Below are 16684 nucleotides of genomic sequence, written 5' to 3'. Positions count from 1 at the left end.
ACGTGACGCACCGTCCGGATTCCACCCCGGCGGCGTCTTCACCGAGCCCGACGACCACGGGCTCGGACGCTAACGCGGCGGACTGACCACCAAGATCCATCTTGTGGTCGAGCAGGCACAGAGGCCGATGTCGCTCGTGATCACGGCCGGCCAGCGCGGCGACTCCCCGCAGTTCCAGGTCGTCCTGGGCCGCAGCCGGGTACCCCGGCTCGGAGCGGGACGGCCACGCACCCGGCCCGACAAGGTCCGCGCGGACAAGGCGTACGGCTCCCGCGCAAACCGCGCCTACCTGCGCCGCCGTGAACGGCGGCAACGGCCAGGAACGGAGGTACCACCTTCGCGCGTTGGGTCGGCTTGGTGATGATGGCGGGTCTGCTCTTCATGGCAGTGCTGGTGATCGTGCCCTTCACCCTGGCCTCGATCCGGCATCTCGTGGTGCGATCCGGCCGTCCGGGGTGGTTATGCCGTCGTCTGACCACTCGATCGCGAAGCAGCGGGCTCGGCCTCGGTGCCACCGCGACCGAGGAGTTGCACGTCTTCTTCAATGCCAACAAGCGCGTGCAAATCGAGCAGCGGCGGACTCAACTGGTTCTGCGGGATGACGACCACGCTGGCGCCCCACCTCGCATCGGTATCGACTTGGACGGCGGCACCGCAGTCGTTCAGCAGCAGAGGTAGCCGTGCCGCACCATGCGCGATCCACTCACTGCAAGATCCACTTCTGAGACAGACCCCAGGCTTGTTCTTCAACCTCTGACCCGGAGTGGTGCGGCTGGCTCGCGAGGTAGTAGGCGCGTGTACGGTTCAGTGCCATGACCGCAGTTCAGTACCCACGGTTGGCGGATGTCTTCCCGGAACTCACCGCTGAGATTGTTCTGCTGCTGCGTGCCGAGGCTGATCCCCTGGCCGAGGTCATCGATGACTTGCTGTACTTCGGCCCGTGTACGTGCACGCCCAGCTGCACCAACCTGTTGACCGCGCCGCTCGGTTCGTCAGGATCCCGGATGGCTCAGCTGCAGCGCGACGGCGAAGACGTGATCTGGCTGAGCCTGGACCCGTCCATGACGGGTGTCACGGACATCGAGGTCCTCGACGGCCGCGATCTGGGGCCAGCTGCCCGCCGGTCAGGATAGTCACTCCTGCCCCTACGTGATCACGTCTTCTCGCTGAAGTCGACGTTGATCAACGCAGAGGCCGTGAGGTTGAGAGTGCTGGAAGACGCTGTCCGATCCGGTCACGCCGCCACAACCGCTCCCCGTCGACCAGCTCGTGGAAGTCACCGTGGTCGGTGTCCATCGTCACGTGGCCCCGCGATGCCAACTCGTCCAGCAACGCGGACTTGCCGACCCCGGACATGCCGGTCACCAACACGCGCTTCATGCCACGGGAGCATACGCGCGAGCCACCTGCCGGGGCTGGCGTCACTGAGCCACGCCGTCAGCGGCCGAGGTTCAAGGACCGTACCAGCTGGTCGAGTTCGGAGCGGAACAGCTTGTCCGGCGCGAAGGTCTGGGCGCGCAGGTGGCCGTAGACCTCCAGGGTGATCAGGCCGTGCAGGTGGGCCCAGATCCGCAGGGCCAGGGCGACTCCGGCGGGGGGTAGGTCGGGGAAGGCCGGGCGGACCTTGTGGAGCAGGCCCGGGTCGAAGTCGTCCCAGGTGAAGCCGGAATCGTCGGGGGCCGGTTCGGTGCCGGCCCGGGCCGCGTCCGCGAGCGCGGCGATGCCGACGCAGACCCGTCGGGCGGCGTCCGGTGCGGGGCCGCCTGCCGGGGCCTGGTAGCCGGGGACGGGGTCGCCGTAGATGAGTCGGAAGCCCTCGGGGTTGGTGAGCGCCCAGTCGCGGAAGGCGTGCGCCCAGGCCGTGATGCGCTCGGCCGGGGCCCGGCGGGCCGAGTCGGCCCAGGCGGTGTCGACGGCGTCGGCGAGCGCGGTGTAGACGTCCGCGATGAGGGCGGTGACCAGGTCGTCGCGGGTGGCGAAGTAGCCGTAGATGGCGTTGGCGGTCATGCCCATCTCGCGGGCGATGGCCCGCAGGGTGATCGCGTCCGGGCCGCCGGAGCGCATCAGGTCCAGGGCGGTGAGCTTGATCTCGGCGGTCGTCTCGGCCCGCAGTCGCTCGCGTCGTCCGGTGCTTCGGGTGGCTGCCACGGGCTCACTCTACCGTGCGGCTCTACGCCGTCACCTTCCTGATTGCCGTTCAGAAACTTCACGCCGTATAGTTTTCGCACGGCGTGAGGATCGTTGGGGTTCCGCGCTGTCCAGCCACCATGACCACGCATGAACCAGGGGAGAGCCATGCACATCGGCGTCATCGGAGCCACCGGGACCATCGGCAGTCGGGTCGTCACCGAGGCCCTCGGGCGCGGACACCACGTCACGGCGTTCAGTCGCGATGCGGCGGCGATCACCGACCGGCGCGAGCACCTGACCTGGTCGAGCCTCGACGTCCTCGACCCGGCGGGCGTCGCCGCCGTCCTGCCCGGCATGGACGTCCTGATCAGCGGCTACCAGCCGGGCAACGCCTCGAAGGACTTCGCGGACACCGTCCGGCGCTCCATCGCCGACCCGACCGTCTACGCCGCTGCCGCCAGGGCCCTGCTCAAGGCCCTGGAGAGCCACCCGCGCACCCGGCTGATCGTCATCGGCGGCGCCGGCAGCCTGGAGCTCGAACCGGGCGTCGTCCGCGCCGACCGCGACGAGCTCGTCCACGCCTCCCTCGACGAACTCGGCCTCCCGCGCGAGTACGCGGCAGCCGTGCGCGGCCACCGCGAGGCGCTGGACGTCCTGCGCGCATCGAACCGGCTCTGGACGTATTTCAGCCCCGCCGAGCAGATCGGCCCCGGTGAGCGCACCGGCCGGTTCCGGGTCGGCGGCGACCAGCCGGTGCTGGACGCGGACGGGGTGAGCCGGATCTCGGCGGAGGACGCCGCCGTCGCGCTGGTGGACGAGGCGGAACTGCCGCGCTTCGTCCAGCGGCGGTTCACCGTCGGGTACTGAGGAGGCCCCAGGGAGAGGCCGCGCCGGGCCCTAAATGCGCCGGCCCGGCCGCCGTGGATGCGCGAGAATCCCGCCATGCAGCCGATCACCGAGCACATCGCGCACATGGCGGCTCGACTGGCCGAAGTCCCGGGCGTGGTGGGGGTGATGCTCGGCGGCAGCCGGGCGCGCGGGGAGCACCGCCCGGAGTCCGACTGGGACCTCGGCGTCTACTACCGCGGCGACCTCGACCTCGCGGCCCTCGGGGAGCTGGCGGGCCCAGGGGTCGAGGTCGCCGGGCCCGGCGGCTGGGGGCCGTGGGTGAACGGCGGGGCGTGGCTGCGGGTCGACGGGGTCGCCGTGGACTGGATCCTGCGGGATCTCGACCGGGTCGAGCGGGTGTGGGCCGACTGCCGTGCGGGCCGCTACGAGGTCGGCGTGCAGGCCGGGCACCCGCTCGGGTTCTGGTCGCCCTGTTACGTCGGGGAGCTCGCGCTCGGTCGCGTACTCGCCGACCCGACAGGGGAGTTGGCCGCCCTCCGGGCCCAGGCCGCGGACTATCCCGAGCCGCTGCGCGCGGCCCTGACGGCCGGGGCCTGGGAGGCGGAGTTCCTGGTCGGCGCGGCGGCGAAGGGGGCGGAGCGGGGCGACGTGCTGTACGTCTCGCTCTGCCTCTCCCGGGCGGTCGGCGTGCTGGTGCAGGCGCTGTACGCGCGGGACCGCCGCTGGTGCCTCAACGAGAAGGGCGCGCTGGCCGTCGCCGGTCAACTCGACGGTGTACCAGCGGACTTCGACGCACGGGTGCGTCAACTGCTCGGCTCCGCCGGGGAGACCCCCGCAGCACTGACCGCGACGGTTGAGCGGGCGCGGCAGTTGGTCGGGGAGGTGGTGGCGGTCCTGCGCGGATGACCGCACGCGCTCCCCGCCACTCTCAACGTATAGCGCACGGGGGGCCTTGCCGCAAGGCCCTGGTCGTGCCGCAGAATCTCCAACTCCAGGGCGGGGCCCCTGGGGAGAACGGGAGGAATGTCAGGATGCGCGTCGTGCTGTCCACCTATGGTTCGCGCGGTGACGTCCAGCCGCTGGCGGGACTCGCGGTGAAGCTGCGGGAACTCGGCGTGCCGGTGCGGGTGTGCGCGCCGCCGGACGAGGAGTTCGCCCGGCGGCTGGCCGTCGACGGGGTCGAGCTGGTGCCGGTCGGGCCGGCCGTGCAGGCGGCCGTGCGGGCGGCCGTGAAGGGGGCGCCGCCCGCGCCCGGGGACTTCCCCCGGCGGGTGGCCACGATGGTCGGGCAGTTCCACGAGGCCGTCGCGGCGACGGCCGGGCCGGGGGACACGGTGGTGGCCACCGGGCTGTTCCCGGCGGTGGCCGGCGCCCAGGCGGCGGCCGAGACGGTCGGCGCCCGCTTCCGCTACGTCGCCCTCCAGCCGACCATGCTGCCCTCCCCGCACCACCCGCCGTTCGAGTACCCGGGCCACCCGTACCTGCCGGGGGTGACGGACAACCGGGAGCTGTGGCAGGACAACATCCGCACCATGAACGCGCTGTTCCGTGAGCCGGTCAACGCCCGTCGCGCCTCGGTGGGCCTGCCCACCGTGGACAATGTGCGTGACCACGTCCTCACCGACAGCCCCTGGCTGGCCACCGACCAACTCCTGGGCCCGTGGCCGGAGTTCGCCGGAAGCACGGTCGTCCAAACGGGGGCCTGGCTGCTGCCCGACCACCGCCCGCTGCCCGCCGGGCTGGCCGCCTTCCTGGACGCCGGCGAGGCCCCGGTGTACGTGGGCTTCGGCAGCATGCCGATGGGCGGCGCCCCCGACGCGGCACGCGAGGCGGTGACGGCCGCGCGGGCGCTGGGGCGGCGGGTGGTGCTCGCCCGGGGCTGGGCGGAGCTGGCCCTCGCCGACGGCGGGGACGACGGCTTCGCCGTCGGCGAGGTCAACCAGCAGGCGCTGTTCCCCCGGATCGCCGCCGCCGTCCACCACGGTGGCGCGGGCACCACCACCGCGGCCGCCCTGGCCGGGGCCCCGCAGGTGGTGGTCCCGCAGATGGTCGACCAGCCCTACTGGGCGGGCCGCGTCGCCGAGTTGGGGATCGGCGTGGCCCACGAGGGGGCCGTCCCCACCGTCGATTCGCTGACCGACGCGCTCCGGGCGGCGCTGGCCCCGGAGGTCGCCGCACGGGCGACGGCGCTCGCACGCGAGGTCCGCACGGACGGGGCCGAGGTGGCGGCGAAGCTGCTGCTGGCCTGACGACGCCGGGCGGCACCAGGAGTTCAGGACAGGAGTTCAGGACGCCGGGAGGTCAGGACACCGAGACGGCAGGGGTTCAGGACGCCGGGAGTTCAGGAGGCCCGGACGGCAGGAGGTCACGACTCAGGAGGTCAGGAACTGCGACCCCGAGTCCGGGACCTTGGCGCCGTTCCGGTCGAAGAACTCCCACAGCTTGGCCGTCTTGCCCGCCGGCCGGGCCACCACGACCTCGCGCAGCGGCAGGTCGCCCACGGTGACGATGGTCGGCTCGGTGACGCTCCCGTCCTTCCAGGTGACCTTCACCCGGGCGATGTCCGGGCCGAGGCCCAGCGCGACGATGTCGCCCGGCGCCACGGTGTCGCCCTTGCCGCGGGCGCCCTGCAGGCCGCCGCCGATGTACCTGCCGTCGCGGGGGTCGAGCTTGCCCGGGGCGGGGGTGATGCCCTCGGAGTCGTGGCTCTGCCGGACCCCGTCGACCGTGAAGTAGGTGTTGATGACGTCGGAGTCGGCGTTGTAGTAGTGGTCGACGTACTCCGGGGTGGGCTTGCTCACCGCCGTGTCGTACGGGCTGCGCTCCTGCCACACGGCGAGGGCCTGCTCGTACGCCCGGTCCTTGGGCGCCGTCGGCCACACCGCCCGCCACAGCTTCCACTCCTTGCCGTCCGCCGTGGTGCCCTGCCCGATCACCACCCGGAGCGGGGTGAACGGGTCCCGTGCGGCGGGGGTGGTGGGCGTGCCCGCCGTGGGGGTCGGCGGGCCGCCGGTGCCGGTGCCGTGGCCGGTGCCCGCGGCGACCAGCGGCTGGGAGGCGGCCGGGGCCGGCCGCAGCTGGCTGATCGCCCCGCCCGCCAGCAGCACCGCCGAGGCCAGTGCCACGGCGCCGACCGCCGTCCGGCGACGGCGCCGGATCCGCCGACCGCCCGCCACGATGTCCGCCACCGGCACCGGTCCGATCCGCGCGGTCGACGCCGCCTCGGCCAGGCCCAGCCCGACCCACAGATCGGCGTCCTTGCCCGCTCCCGGGTTCTCCATGGTCATACCGCCCCTCCGATCTCAGTCCTGTCCATCGGTTCCACCAGCGCCGGGATCTGCCGCAGCTTCCCGATGCCCTTCGCCGCGTGGCTGCGCACCGCGCCCACCGAGCAGCCCATCGCCAGTGCCGTCTGGCTGTCGCTCAGGTCCTCCCAGTAGCGCAGCACCACCGCCTCGCGCTGGCGCGGCGGCAGGGTGGCGAGCGCGGCCAGCAGTGCGCCGCGCTGGTCGGAGCGGGCGAAGCCGTCCTCCCGTCCCGCCGCGTCCGGCACCGCGTCGACCAGCAGCTCCGGCGGCCGGCGGCGCCAGCGACGGGCGTGCTGGTTCACCAGGATCCGCCGCACGTAGGCGTACGGATCGTCGGCCCGGCGCACCTTCGACCAGGCCGCGCAGGCCTGTTCCGCCGCCGACTGCACCAGGTCCTCGGCCGCGTACTGCTCGCCGGCCAGCAGGAACGCCGTCCGCACCAGCCGTGGCCAGGCCGCGACGACGAACGTCTGGAACTCCTCGTCCCGTGCGCTCTTCGGTTCTCCCATGAGCACCTCCTCACCCCCCAAGAGCCCACGCGGGGTCGGAAGCGCTTACTCCCCGGAGAAACGGCTTCCCGGAGAAACGGTTCGTGGCCCACCCTTCCCACGGCTACCATCCGCCGCATGATCCTCTCTCACGACGATTCAGGTGCCGGACCGGCCGTTCTGCTGCTGCACTCCGCGGTGTGCGACCGGCGGATGTGGGACGGGCAGTGGCAGGCCCTGCTCGACGCCGGCCACCGTGTCGTCCGCTGCGACTTCCGCGGCTTCGGCGACACCCCGCTCGCCGACGGGCCGTACGCCGCCGCCGCCGACGTGCTCGCCCTGCTCGACCACCTGGGCATCGAGTCCACCGCGGTGGTCGGGGCCTCGTACGGCGGGCGGACGGCCCTGACGGTGGCGGCGCTGCGCCCCCAGGCGGTCACGGCCCTGGCCCTGCTCGGCGCGGGCCGGCCGGGCCACCAGCCCTCCGAGGCCCTGCGGGCCTTCGGGGCCGAGGAGGAGGCGCTGGTGGAGGCGGACGACATCGACGGCGCCGTCGAGCTCAACGTCCGTACCTGGCTGGGCCCGGAGGCCGACGAGGAGACCCGCGCGTTCGTCCGCCGGATGCAGCGCCACAACTTCGAGGTGCAGTGGGAGGCGGCGGGCGGGCCGGAGCAGGAGGAGACCGACCTCGCCCGGATCACCGCCCCGACCCTGGCCGTCGCGGGCGCCCACGACCTGCCGGACTACCGCGCGACAGCCGCCGAGCTGCCCGGCCTGCTGCCGAACTCCCGGCACGTCCGCCACCTCGAACTGCCCTGGGCCGGCCACCTGCCGAGCCTGGAGCGCCCGGCGGAGGTGACGGCACTGCTGACGGACTTCCTGCGGGAGTCCTCGACGGGCCGGTAGCGGCGCGGTGGTGCGTGTGCGGCGGTGAGGGCCGGGGCGGCTCCGGTAAGTATCGGCCAGGGGGCGGAAAGGCCGGACTCGAACGGGTGTCGGGGGCCATCATGGACAGGTGCACTTCACCTCGGAGACCAGCTCGGACGGCGTCCTGGAACGCCGTTTCGTCCTCGACGGCGTGCCCGGCGTGCTCTGGCAACCCGACGGCCCGCCCGGCCCCGACGGCCCGCCCGGCTCCGGCGGGCGGCCGCTGGTGCTGCTCGGGCACGGGGGCGGGCAGGACCGGTGGGGACCGCGGGAGCGGGCGCTGCGCTGCGCGCGGCGGTACGGGTGGCCGTCGGTGGCGATCGACGCGCCCGGGCACGGCGAGCGGGCGCGCACCGCGCAGGACGAGCGGTTCGCCACCGAGATCGGGCAGTTGCTGGCGGCCGGGCGTCCGGTCAGCGCGTGGGTGGCGCGGCACACGGCGGCGCTCGCGGAGCGGGCCGTGCCGGAGTGGCGGGCGGTGCTGGACGCCCTGGCGGGCGCGACGGGGGAGGGCCTGGGGCCGGTCGGCTACTGGGGGTTGTCGCTCGGCACGGAGATCGGTGTCCCGCTCGCGGCGGCCGAACCCCGCATCGTGGCCGCGGTGTTCGGCCTGGCGGGGAACGCCGCACTGGCGGAGGCGGCCGGGCGGGTGACCGTGCCGGTGGAGTTCGTCCTCCAGTGGGACGACGAACTCCAGCCGCGCGAAGGCGCGTTGGCGTTGTACGGGGCGCTGGGCTCGCGGGAGAAGACGCTGTACGCCAATCCCGGGGGCCATCTGGCGGTGCCCGGGTTCGAGGCGGCGGCCTCGGAGGGCTTCCTGCTGCGCCACCTCGGCGGCGGGGCACCGGCGACGGCCTGATCGGAACCGTGTGCGCCGACGCCCCGATCCGACCACACTTCCGTCACATCCGCCCGGCGTTCCACAGCGTTCTCACAGTTTTCGCTGTCCGTATTGCCGGGATCAGTGGAATTTGTCAAGAACTACTTGGCATGGTCATATTCTGGTGTTTGTCGAGGGAGAGTAAAACTTCGCAAAGAATTGCGCCCCCCGACCACTCCGCCGGGCGTTGATTTCAACAGAATGTTGCAGCTCAGCGGCCCTGTCGTCACCCACCGTCGACTTGGCGTGACCCATTGCGCCCATCCCGCTCCGCAATCCGCAGGAGTACGGTTCCCCAACGAATCGCCGAACGGGCTCCCGAGCAATCTCCCGAGCCCCCTCGGCCGTACCGGGGAATTGGTGCGCCGTATGGGTCTGCAGAAGGGTGGGGAAGGAGTCCCGGAAGGGGCTCGGCCGGCTGTCCGTCCGATATCCGTCAAGTTGGTCGTCGAAGTCCTGCGCGGTGTCGCCCAGGTCAATTTCATGCCGTCCGCCGTGTGCGGACTCCTCTTCGTCGTCGCACTGTTCGCCGCGGGCCGGCAGTACGGCCTCTACGGCCTGCTGGGCAGCGCCGTCTCCACCGCCGCCGGATACGGTCTCCGGCTGCGGCGGGACTCCGTCGAGGCGGGACTGGCCGGGTACAACGGGTGCCTGGTGGCGCTCGCCTGCGCGGTGTTCCTCGGCCCGGGCCACCCGGCCACGGTCGTGGTCGCGGTGCTCGGTGCGGTGGTCGCGCCGTTCGGCGGCCACGCCTCAACGTGGCCGTTCGTCCTGACCGCCCTGCTGTTCCTGGCAGCGGTGCCGGCGATTCCCCGGCTGCGTCGGATCTGAACCCGTAGTCGCCCTAACCTGGTACTCCGTCGGCCAACTCCACTGCAATTCCCATGACTTGCATTTCGTCGGATTCTCGGAAAGGAGAAGTGGTTCCGATGAACCTCTCCCCGCGTGAGATGGACAAGCTCTACATCTACGTCGTGGCCGATCTGGCCCGCAAACGCCGCGACCGCGGCGTCAAGCTCAACTACAGCGAGGCCTGCGCGCTGATCAGCGAGGCCATCATGGAGGGGGCCCGGGACGGCCGTACCGTCGCCGAGTGCATGGAGATCGGCAAGCAGGTCGTCAGCAACGCCGAGGTCATGCCCGGCGTTCGGGAGATGCTGCCGCTGCTCCAGGTCGAGGCCGCCTTCCTGGACGGCACCAAGCTGGTCTCCTGTCACGACCCGGTCGGTGCCTGACCCATGACCGCACCACAGCCCGCCACGGTCGTCCTCGCGGGCGGGCACGAGAGCGACGGCGGCCGCGACCTGGCCGCCCTGGTCGGGCACGGGCAGGGCCATAGCGGGCAGGGCCACCCCGCGTACGGGTACGCCGTGCACGCGGCGGCCGCCGCCGGGCGTCCACTCGCCGAAGCCGTCCGGTCCGCCCTGGCGGCCGGGGACGGACCGGTGTGCGTCGTCCCGATGACCCTCGGCCGCGACCCGAAGCTGATCGCCGACACCGCCCGCGCCCTGCGCTGGCTCGCCGCCGGCGAGGGCCGCGGACGGCTCGCGCTCACCGCACCCTTCGGCGCCGCCGAGCACCTGATCGGCTGGCTGCGCGCCGCCGCGGGCGCGGCCGGCGACGGGGACGCCGTCCTGGTCACCGCCCCGGCGGCCGGGCCCTTCGAGGACGCCGAACTGTTCCGGATCGCCCGGCTGGTCCGCCAGTACGGGCGCCACCAGCGGGTCGAGGTCGCCTTCACGGGCGGCGACCCCGACCCGGCCGAGGGCGTCGAACGCTGCCGGCTGCTAGGCGCCGCGCGGGTCACGGCCGTCCCGGCCTCCTTCGGACCGGCCCTGCCCGTCGGCCCGATCCCCGCCCCGACCGGGGAGGACGTCCGGGACGGCGGTCCGCTGCTGCGCCCGTCCGCGATCGCCGGAGTGGTCGCGGCCCGCACGGCGGCGGCGCTGCACCTGCTGGGCCACGGCGAGGACGGCATCCTGGCCGGCCTCGACGCCGAGCACGGACACGGCTACGCCCACAGCCACGGCCCGGGCGGGACGCACCACGACCACGGGCACCACCCCCACCCCCACCCCCACCCCCACGCACCAGCACCAGCACCAGCAGCAGCATCTGCACCTGCACACACCCCCCACTGAACGGGCAGAGAGGAAGGCCAGCCATGTCCGGTGGCGCCGCATACCTGTACGGCGACGACCCGGTGGAGATCAACGCCGGCCGAGCCAAGGCCACGATCACGGTCAGCAACACGGGCGACCGCGCGATCCAGGTCGGTTCCCACTACCACTTCTTCGAGGCCAACCGCGCGCTCGACTTCGACCGCAACGCCGCCTTCGGCATGCACCTCGACATCCCGTCCGGCACCGCCGTCCGCTTCGAGCCGGGCGACACCAAGGACGTCACCCTGGCCGAGTTCGGCGGGCACCGCCGCCTGGTCGGTTTCAGCAACCTGGTGGACGGCGGCACCACCGCGCGCGACACCCGTGCCCGGGCCATCGACCGGGCCATCGCCCGCGGCTTCAAGGGCACCACCCTCGACCTCAAGGACGACGACCTGCACGGCAGGGACTTCCACACCCGGACCCACTCGGAGGGCGACCGCTGATGGCCATGCTGTCCCGCAAGCAGTACACCGACCTCTTCGGCCCCACCGTCGGTGACCGCTTCCACCTGGCCGACACCAACCTCGTGGTCGAGGTCGAACAGGACTTCAACCAGGGCCACTACGGCGACGAGGCCGTCTACGGCGGCGGCAAGGGCATCCGCGACGGCATGGCCCAGGACCCGGCCGCCACCTCGGTGCAGGGCGCGCTCGACCTGGTGATCACCAACGTCGTCGTGCTGGACCCGGTGCTCGGCGTGGTCAAGGGCGACATCGGCGTCAAGGACGGCTTCATCGCCGCCGTCGGCAAGGCCGGCAACCCGCACACCCAGAGCGGGGTGCACCCCAAGCTGGTGATCGGCCCCGGCACCGAGGTGATCTCCGGCGAGCACCTGATCGCCACCGCCGGCGGCGTCGACACCCACATCCACTTCATCGCCCCGCAGCAGGCCCAGGAGGCGCTGAGCAACGGCATCACCACCCTGATCGGCGGCGGCACCGGCCCCTCCGACGGTACCAACGGCACCACCTGCACCCCCGGCCCGTGGAACATCGGGCGGATGTACCAGGCGGTCGAGGACCTCCCGGTCAACGTCGGCCTGCTCGGCAAGGGCAACGGCTCGCTGCCGGGCGCGCTGCGCGAGCAGGTCGAGGCGGGGGTGTGCGGGCTCAAGGTGCACGAGGACTGGGGCAGCACCCCGGCGGCCATCGACAGCGCGCTGCGCGTCGCCGACGAGTACGACGTGCAGGTGGCCATCCACACCGACACCCTCAACGAGTCCGGCTTCTTCGAGGACACCCTGTCCGCGATCGACGGCCGCACCATCCACACCTTCCACACCGAGGGCGCGGGCGGCGGCCACGCCCCCGACATCATGCGGATCGCCGGCGAGCCCAACGTGCTGCCGTCCTCCACCAACCCGACCCTGCCCTACACCGTCAACTCGGTGGACGAGCTGCTCGACATGGTGATGGTCTGCCACCACCTCAGCCACGACATCCCCGAGGACGTCTCCTTCGCCGACTCCCGGGTGCGCGCCGAGACCATCGCCGCCGAGACCGTGCTGCACGACGAGGGCGTCATCTCGATCTTCTCCTCCGACTCGCAGGCCATGGGCCGGATCGGGGAGTCCTTCACCCGCGCCTTCCAGACCGCCCACCACTGCAAGGCGCAGCGCGGCAAGCTGGCCGGCGACAGCGAGCGCAACGACAACTTCCGGGTGCTGCGCTACCTCGCCAAGCTCACCATCAACCCGGCCATCGCCTCCGGCACCGCCGAGCACATCGGCTCGCTGGAGCCCGGCAAGCTCGCCGACATCGTGCTGTGGCCGATCAACTCCTTCGGTGCCAAGCCCAAGCTGGTCATCAAGGGCGGCCTCATCAACTGGGCGCTGATGGGCGACCCCAACGCCTCGCTGCCCACCCCGCAGCCGGTCTACTACCGGCCCATGTACGGGGCGTTCGGGCGGGCCAAGCAGGCCACCCGGATCACCTTCATGTCCCAGGCCGCCGTCGACCTCGGGGTGCCGGCCCGGCTGGGGCTGGACAGCCGGGTGCTGCCGGTGCGGCACTGCCGCTCGGTCGGCAAGCAGCACATGGTGCGCAACGACGCGCTGCCGAAGATCGCGGTCGACCCGGAGACGTACAAGGTCACCCTGGACGGCGAGCCCGCGACCATCGAGCCGGCCCGCGAACTGCCGCTCAACCACCTGTTCTACCTCGCATGAGCGGCACCGACCCGGGGCTTGACGACCAGGGGCTGGACGCCCTGCTGGTCAGCCTCCAGCTGACCGACTCCGCCTTCCCCAGCGGCTTCTACACCCTCTCGCACGGACTGGAGGGCTACGCCCAGGCCAAGGCCGTCACCGCCGACACCATGCCCGGGCTGCTCGCCGACCTGCTGCGGCACAGCGTCGGACCGGCCGACGCCACGGCGCTCGCCCTGGCCCACCGGGCCGCCACCGCCGGGGACTGGGAGCTGCTCGCCGAGATCGACCGGCGGCTGCACGCCACCAAGCTCAACCGCGAGCTGCGGCTGGCCGCGACCCGCACCGGGCGCCAACTCCTGGACATCGCAAGGGAGTCGGTGGGCGGCGAGCCGCTGGAGCGGTACGCCGCCCTGGTGGCCGACAAGCGTGCCCCCGGCTGCCAGGCGGTGGCCGCCGGGGTCGCCCACGCCTCGGCCGCCGTCCCGGTCCACCAGGCCGTCGCCAGCGACCTGTTCGCCTTCTGCACCAGCTTCGTCGGCGCCGCGCTGCGGCTGCGGCTGACCGACCACCGCAAGGCGCAGGTGGTGCTGCGGGCCGCCGCCCCGGTCATCCGCGAGGTGGTGGCGGACGCGCTGGTACGGGAGTTGACGGACCTCGGCGGCTGCGTGCCGGTCGCGGACGCGATGTCCGGACGGCACGAACGGGCCGAGGCCCGGCTCTTCGCGAGCTGAACACACCTACGAACGGAGGGACACCATGACCGAGAACGTGCTCCGGGTGGGCATCGGCGGCCCGGTCGGCTCCGGCAAGACGGCGCTCATCGAGGCGCTGGTGCCGGTGCTGATCGAGCGCGGCCACCGCCCGGCGGTCATCACCAACGACATCTACACCCAGGAGGACGCCCAGCACGTCCGCCGCACCCTCGCCGGAGTGCTCGACCCGGAACGGGTGGTCGGCGTCGAGACCGGCGCCTGCCCGCACACCGCCGTGCGCGACGACCCGACCATGAACCTGGCCGCCGGGGCCGAGATGCTGGAGCGCTTCCCCGACGTCGACACCCTGCTGTACGAGTCCGGCGGCGACAACCTGACCCTGACGTTCAGCCCGGTACTGGTCGACCTCTTCCTGTTCGTCCTCGACACCGCCGAGGGCGAGAAGATGCCCCGCAAGCGCGGCCCGGGCATCACCGAGTCGGAGCTGCTGGTCATCAACAAGATCGACATCGCCCAGTACGTGCGCGCCGACCTCGGCGTCATGGAGTCCGACGCCCGGCGGGTCCGCGAGGGCGGGCCGGTGGTGCTCACCAACTGCCTGACGGGGGAGGGGCTGGAGGAGATCGCGACCTTCCTGGAGACCTTCCGCAAGGTCCCGGCATGACGGTGGCTGCGCGCGCCCCCGAGGGGGAACGGCCGGTGCCCCGGCTCGACCCCCGGCACTACGAGCCGGCCCGGGTCCCGCACCTGGTCCGGCGGCACGCCGGGACGCCCGACACCCTCGCGGTCGGGCGCCCCGGCAAGGTCGGGCTGCTGGAGCTGGCCTTCGAGCGGATCGGCGGGCGCACCGAACTCACCGGCCACTACCAGAAGTCGCCGCTGCAGATCATGCGCCCGCTGTACTTCGACCCGGCCCGCCCCGACCTCGCCGTCACCCTGCTGATGTCCACCGGCGGCGGCATCCTCCAGGCCGACCGGCTGCGCACCGACATCCGCTGCGGGGCCGACACGGCGGTCCACCTGACCACCCAGGCGGCCACCAAGGTCTACCGGATGGAGTACGACTACGCGACGCAGCTGGTCAATCTGGAGGCCGGGCCCGGCGCCTACGTGGAGTACCTGCCCGAGCCGGTGATCCCCTTCGTCGACTCGCGCCTCTACCAGCGCACGGTGCTCACCGTGGACCCGGGGGCGACCGTCCTGGCCGGGGAGACCGTCCTCGCCGGCCGGCTCGCCCGGGGCGAGCGCAACGCCTACCAGGTCTTCGCCTCCGACCTCGAAGTGCGGCGCCCCGACGGCGAGTTGGTGGCCCTGGACACCGTCCGGCTGGAGCCCGCCGGGGCCGGTGTCACCGGCCCCGCCGTACTCGGCGGCCACGACGTGATGTCCAGCCTCTACGTGCTCAGCCCGCTCGCGCCCGCCGCCCGGATCGCCGACGCGCTGCACGCGGCCCTGGCCGACCGCGGCCTGCTGTACGGGGTCAGCGTGCTGCCGCAGGACAGCGGGGCCTGGCTGCGGCTGCTCGACTCCGACACCCGCGCCTGCGCCGCCGCCCTGCGGGCCGCCTGGGACGCCGTCCGGCGGCTGCTGATCGGGGTGCCGGCACCGGAGCTGCGGAAGACCTGACGGGGCGGGAGTCCTGAGGGGGTCCTGACGGGGCCGGGAGTCCCGGCGGGGCCGGGGTCCTGGCGGGGCCCGCGCACCTGAGGACCGCTCAGTCGGTCGAGGGCCGGGCCCAGCGCTCCACGAACTTCCGCTGCCAGGGCGTCTCCACGGCGTGCCGGCTGTAGTGCTCCCGCACGTACCCGACCGCCTCCGCCGCCGGCGCGCCGTCCAGGACGGCGATGCAGGCCAGGGCCGTGCCGGTGCGCCCGCGACCGCCCGCGCAGGCGAGTTCGACCCGCTCGCCGGTGCAGCGCTCCCAGGCCTCCCGGAAGGCGTCGGCGGCGTCCGCGCGGTCGGCGGGCAGCCGGAAGTCGGGCCAGCGCACCCAGCGGCTCTCCCAGGGGAGCGGCTTCGGTTCGCGCCCGAGGAGGTAGATCCCGAAGTCGGGGTGCGGGCCGGGCGGCAGCGGGTTGCGGACGCCGCGCCCGCGCAGCAGCCGCCCGGAGGGCAGGCGCAGCACGCCCGGGGCGTCGTGGGCCCAACTCGTGCCGGACGAGTGCTCGGTCATGTCGCTGGTGTCGCCATTCAGTTGGGGCCTCGCGATGGCCTTTCAGACGTCGGCGTGCCCGACGAGCTCCAGGCAGCGCTCCCACAGCTCGGCCCGGGCCCGCAGGTCGTACGCCTGGCGGTTGGCGCGGGCCTCGCGCAGCCGGTCGTAGTAGCGGCCGGTGATGCCGGCCAGGGCCGGGTCGGTGACCAGCCGGTGGGTGGCGGTCACGCCGTCCTCCAGGCTGTCGATGCTGTGGCCGATCTCCCGGAGCACCATCTTGGTGGGCATGTACGTCGACGGGTGGAGGCTGTTGACGGTCACCTCGGCGGCCGGCACCCGGGCGGCGAGCTCCATGCCGCAGGCGATCTGGGCGAGCTTGCTGCGGCAGTACGCGCTGGTGCCGTTGTAGCCGCGCTCCAGCATGAGGTCGTCGAAGTCGATCTCCTGCTGTCCGGCGGAGGCGACGTTGACGATCCGGGCCGGGGCACTGGCGCGCAGCAGCGGCAGCAGTTCGAGGCTGAGCAGGAAGCCGGCCAAGTGGTTCACGGCGAACCGCAGTTCGTGGCCGTCGGCGCTGGTGCGGCGGGTGCGGCCGTCGGGTTCGCCGGCGCCGATGCCCGCGTTGTTGACGAGGACGTGCAGCCGGTCGGTCGTGGCACGGACCTCGGCCGCGAGGGCGCGGACCTGGTCCAGCTCGGCGAGGTCGGCGAGCAGGGTGGCCGGGCGGGCGGTCCCGTGGGCCTCGGCCACCTCCCGGGCGGTGCGGTCGAGCCGCTCCCGGTCGCGGCCGTGCAGCAGGAGGGTGGCGCCCTCGGCGGCCAGGCGGTGGGCCAGGGCGCGGCCGAGCCCGTCGGTGGAGCCGGTGATGAGGACGGTCCGCGGCGGGGTGGGCGTGGTCATCGGGACTCCTGTCAACGGGT

General features: G+C 73.0%; 21 protein-coding genes and 1 pseudogene. 16 read left to right on the top strand and 6 right to left on the bottom strand.

Annotated features, from left to right (window positions below; translation table 11 throughout):
* Positions 1-73: 73 nt before the first annotated feature.
* The 3 genes and pseudogenes from ACIQWA_RS05470 to ACIQWA_RS05460 form a co-directional block, all read left to right on the top strand.
* Positions 74-301, top strand: a pseudogene (locus ACIQWA_RS05470) (transposase); the annotation flags it as partial.
* Between the two features lie 80 nt (positions 302-381).
* On the top strand, positions 382-678 hold the full coding sequence (locus ACIQWA_RS05465) for a DUF6191 domain-containing protein (RefSeq protein WP_402478460.1): 297 nt from the start codon (positions 382-384) through the stop codon (positions 676-678).
* Between the two features lie 134 nt (positions 679-812).
* Positions 813-1133, top strand: coding sequence for a hypothetical protein (locus ACIQWA_RS05460; protein WP_402478457.1), 321 nt, complete (start codon positions 813-815; stop codon positions 1131-1133).
* A gap of 49 nt (positions 1134-1182) precedes the next feature.
* On the opposite strand, the gene ACIQWA_RS05455 is transcribed toward ACIQWA_RS05460, so the two are convergent.
* Both ACIQWA_RS05455 and ACIQWA_RS05450 read right to left on the bottom strand, forming a co-directional pair.
* Complete coding sequence (locus ACIQWA_RS05455) at positions 1183-1380, bottom strand: hypothetical protein (RefSeq protein ID WP_402478455.1); 198 nt, start codon at positions 1378-1380, stop codon at positions 1183-1185.
* Positions 1381-1437: 57 nt separating this feature from the next.
* Positions 1438-2148: a TetR/AcrR family transcriptional regulator gene (locus ACIQWA_RS05450; RefSeq protein WP_402478453.1), complete on the bottom strand. Its 711-nt coding sequence runs from the start codon at positions 2146-2148 to the stop codon at positions 1438-1440.
* A gap of 129 nt (positions 2149-2277) precedes the next feature.
* Between ACIQWA_RS05450 and ACIQWA_RS05445 the strand changes: the two genes are divergently transcribed.
* From ACIQWA_RS05445 to ACIQWA_RS05435, 3 genes are all read left to right on the top strand, one after another.
* Positions 2278-2997, top strand: coding sequence for an NAD(P)-dependent oxidoreductase (locus ACIQWA_RS05445; RefSeq protein WP_402478450.1), 720 nt, complete (start codon positions 2278-2280; stop codon positions 2995-2997).
* A 75-nt stretch (positions 2998-3072) separates the two neighbouring features.
* The gene (locus ACIQWA_RS05440) at positions 3073-3885 is read left to right on the top strand and encodes a nucleotidyltransferase domain-containing protein (RefSeq protein WP_402478447.1); all 813 of its coding nucleotides are present in this window, start codon (positions 3073-3075) and stop codon (positions 3883-3885) included.
* A gap of 125 nt (positions 3886-4010) precedes the next feature.
* Positions 4011-5228 (top strand): glycosyltransferase, encoded by a 1218-nt coding sequence (locus tag ACIQWA_RS05435; protein WP_402478445.1) that lies wholly within the window; start codon positions 4011-4013, stop codon positions 5226-5228.
* Positions 5229-5351: 123 nt separating this feature from the next.
* Here ACIQWA_RS05435 and ACIQWA_RS05430 read toward each other — a convergent pair whose 3' ends face one another.
* On the bottom strand, positions 5352-6266 hold the full coding sequence (locus tag ACIQWA_RS05430; protein ID WP_402478442.1) for a hypothetical protein: 915 nt from the start codon (positions 6264-6266) through the stop codon (positions 5352-5354).
* A complete protein-coding gene (locus ACIQWA_RS05425) occupies positions 6263-6796 on the bottom strand; it encodes a SigE family RNA polymerase sigma factor (protein WP_402478439.1) in 534 nt (177 codons plus the stop codon). The genes ACIQWA_RS05430 and ACIQWA_RS05425 overlap by 4 nt, the downstream gene beginning before the upstream one ends.
* A gap of 117 nt (positions 6797-6913) precedes the next feature.
* On the opposite strand from ACIQWA_RS05425, the gene ACIQWA_RS05420 reads away from it, so the two are divergent.
* The 10 genes from ACIQWA_RS05420 (at position 6914) to ACIQWA_RS05375 (ending at position 15235) form a co-directional block, all read left to right on the top strand.
* The gene (locus tag ACIQWA_RS05420) at positions 6914-7681 is read left to right on the top strand and encodes an alpha/beta fold hydrolase (protein WP_402478436.1); all 768 of its coding nucleotides are present in this window, start codon (positions 6914-6916) and stop codon (positions 7679-7681) included.
* A 109-nt stretch (positions 7682-7790) separates the two neighbouring features.
* Positions 7791-8561 (top strand): alpha/beta hydrolase, encoded by a 771-nt coding sequence (locus tag ACIQWA_RS05415; protein ID WP_402478433.1) that lies wholly within the window; start codon positions 7791-7793, stop codon positions 8559-8561.
* Between the two features lie 222 nt (positions 8562-8783).
* Positions 8784-9413, top strand: coding sequence for an urea transporter (locus tag ACIQWA_RS05410; RefSeq protein ID WP_402478432.1), 630 nt, complete (start codon positions 8784-8786; stop codon positions 9411-9413).
* Between the two features lie 98 nt (positions 9414-9511).
* Entirely contained in the window at positions 9512-9817 is a 306-nt protein-coding gene (locus ACIQWA_RS05405) for an urease subunit gamma (RefSeq protein WP_188310190.1), read from the top strand.
* 3 nt (positions 9818-9820) lie between these two features.
* On the top strand, positions 9821-10723 hold the full coding sequence (locus ACIQWA_RS05400; RefSeq protein WP_402478429.1) for a sirohydrochlorin chelatase: 903 nt from the start codon (positions 9821-9823) through the stop codon (positions 10721-10723).
* Between the two features lie 23 nt (positions 10724-10746).
* Complete coding sequence (locus ACIQWA_RS05395) at positions 10747-11190, top strand: urease subunit beta (protein ID WP_402478426.1); 444 nt, start codon at positions 10747-10749, stop codon at positions 11188-11190.
* A complete protein-coding gene (gene ureC, locus ACIQWA_RS05390; RefSeq protein ID WP_402478424.1) occupies positions 11190-12914 on the top strand; it encodes an urease subunit alpha in 1725 nt (574 codons plus the stop codon). Before ACIQWA_RS05395 ends, ureC begins: the two co-directional genes overlap by 1 nt.
* Positions 12911-13627, top strand: coding sequence for an urease accessory protein UreF (locus tag ACIQWA_RS05385; protein WP_402478421.1), 717 nt, complete (start codon positions 12911-12913; stop codon positions 13625-13627). The genes ureC and ACIQWA_RS05385 overlap by 4 nt, the downstream gene beginning before the upstream one ends.
* A 25-nt stretch (positions 13628-13652) precedes the next feature.
* The gene (gene ureG, locus ACIQWA_RS05380) at positions 13653-14273 is read left to right on the top strand and encodes an urease accessory protein UreG (protein ID WP_360240217.1); all 621 of its coding nucleotides are present in this window, start codon (positions 13653-13655) and stop codon (positions 14271-14273) included.
* Complete coding sequence (locus ACIQWA_RS05375) at positions 14270-15235, top strand: urease accessory protein UreD (protein ID WP_402478418.1); 966 nt, start codon at positions 14270-14272, stop codon at positions 15233-15235. The genes ureG and ACIQWA_RS05375 overlap by 4 nt, the downstream gene beginning before the upstream one ends.
* Positions 15236-15323: 88 nt before the next feature.
* On the opposite strand, the gene ACIQWA_RS05370 is transcribed toward ACIQWA_RS05375, so the two are convergent.
* Positions 15324-15782, bottom strand: coding sequence for a protein phosphatase (locus tag ACIQWA_RS05370; RefSeq protein ID WP_402478416.1), 459 nt, complete (start codon positions 15780-15782; stop codon positions 15324-15326).
* Positions 15783-15824: 42 nt separating this feature from the next.
* Positions 15825-16664 (bottom strand): SDR family NAD(P)-dependent oxidoreductase, encoded by an 840-nt coding sequence (locus ACIQWA_RS05365; RefSeq protein WP_402478413.1) that lies wholly within the window; start codon positions 16662-16664, stop codon positions 15825-15827.
* Positions 16665-16684: the final 20 nt, after the last annotated feature.

Source organism: Kitasatospora sp. NPDC098652, from assembly GCF_044760155.1.
Lineage (GTDB): Bacteria > Actinomycetota > Actinomycetes > Streptomycetales > Streptomycetaceae > Kitasatospora.
Note: the sequence above shows the minus strand (reverse complement) of the source record. Positions and strands in the feature narration are given on the sequence as shown.

Bases quoted from the DNA above. Each gene is read 5' to 3' on its own strand.
- ACIQWA_RS05465 (WP_402478460.1), top strand. From the start codon at position 382: ATGGCAGTGCTGGTGATCGTGCCCTTCACCCTGGCCTCGATCCGGCAT.
- ACIQWA_RS05460 (WP_402478457.1), top strand. From the start codon at position 813: ATGACCGCAGTTCAGTACCCACGGTTGGCGGATGTCTTCCCGGAACTC.
- ACIQWA_RS05455 (WP_402478455.1), bottom strand. From the start codon at position 1,380: ATGAAGCGCGTGTTGGTGACCGGCATGTCCGGGGTCGGCAAGTCCGCG.
- ACIQWA_RS05445 (WP_402478450.1), top strand. From the start codon at position 2,278: ATGAACCAGGGGAGAGCCATGCACATCGGCGTCATCGGAGCCACCGGG.
- ACIQWA_RS05440 (WP_402478447.1), top strand. From the start codon at position 3,073: ATGCAGCCGATCACCGAGCACATCGCGCACATGGCGGCTCGACTGGCC.
- ACIQWA_RS05435 (WP_402478445.1), top strand. From the start codon at position 4,011: ATGCGCGTCGTGCTGTCCACCTATGGTTCGCGCGGTGACGTCCAGCCG.
- ACIQWA_RS05430 (WP_402478442.1), bottom strand. From the start codon at position 6,266: ATGACCATGGAGAACCCGGGAGCGGGCAAGGACGCCGATCTGTGGGTC.
- ACIQWA_RS05425 (WP_402478439.1), bottom strand. From the start codon at position 6,796: ATGGGAGAACCGAAGAGCGCACGGGACGAGGAGTTCCAGACGTTCGTC.
- ACIQWA_RS05420 (WP_402478436.1), top strand. From the start codon at position 6,914: ATGATCCTCTCTCACGACGATTCAGGTGCCGGACCGGCCGTTCTGCTG.
- ACIQWA_RS05410 (WP_402478432.1), top strand. From the start codon at position 8,784: ATGTTGCAGCTCAGCGGCCCTGTCGTCACCCACCGTCGACTTGGCGTG.
- ACIQWA_RS05405 (WP_188310190.1), top strand. From the start codon at position 9,512: ATGAACCTCTCCCCGCGTGAGATGGACAAGCTCTACATCTACGTCGTG.
- ACIQWA_RS05400 (WP_402478429.1), top strand. From the start codon at position 9,821: ATGACCGCACCACAGCCCGCCACGGTCGTCCTCGCGGGCGGGCACGAG.
- ACIQWA_RS05395 (WP_402478426.1), top strand. From the start codon at position 10,747: ATGTCCGGTGGCGCCGCATACCTGTACGGCGACGACCCGGTGGAGATC.
- ureC (WP_402478424.1), top strand. From the start codon at position 11,190: ATGGCCATGCTGTCCCGCAAGCAGTACACCGACCTCTTCGGCCCCACC.
- ACIQWA_RS05385 (WP_402478421.1), top strand. From the start codon at position 12,911: ATGAGCGGCACCGACCCGGGGCTTGACGACCAGGGGCTGGACGCCCTG.
- ureG (WP_360240217.1), top strand. From the start codon at position 13,653: ATGACCGAGAACGTGCTCCGGGTGGGCATCGGCGGCCCGGTCGGCTCC.
- ACIQWA_RS05375 (WP_402478418.1), top strand. From the start codon at position 14,270: ATGACGGTGGCTGCGCGCGCCCCCGAGGGGGAACGGCCGGTGCCCCGG.
- ACIQWA_RS05370 (WP_402478416.1), bottom strand. From the start codon at position 15,782: ATGACCGAGCACTCGTCCGGCACGAGTTGGGCCCACGACGCCCCGGGC.
- ACIQWA_RS05365 (WP_402478413.1), bottom strand. From the start codon at position 16,664: ATGACCACGCCCACCCCGCCGCGGACCGTCCTCATCACCGGCTCCACC.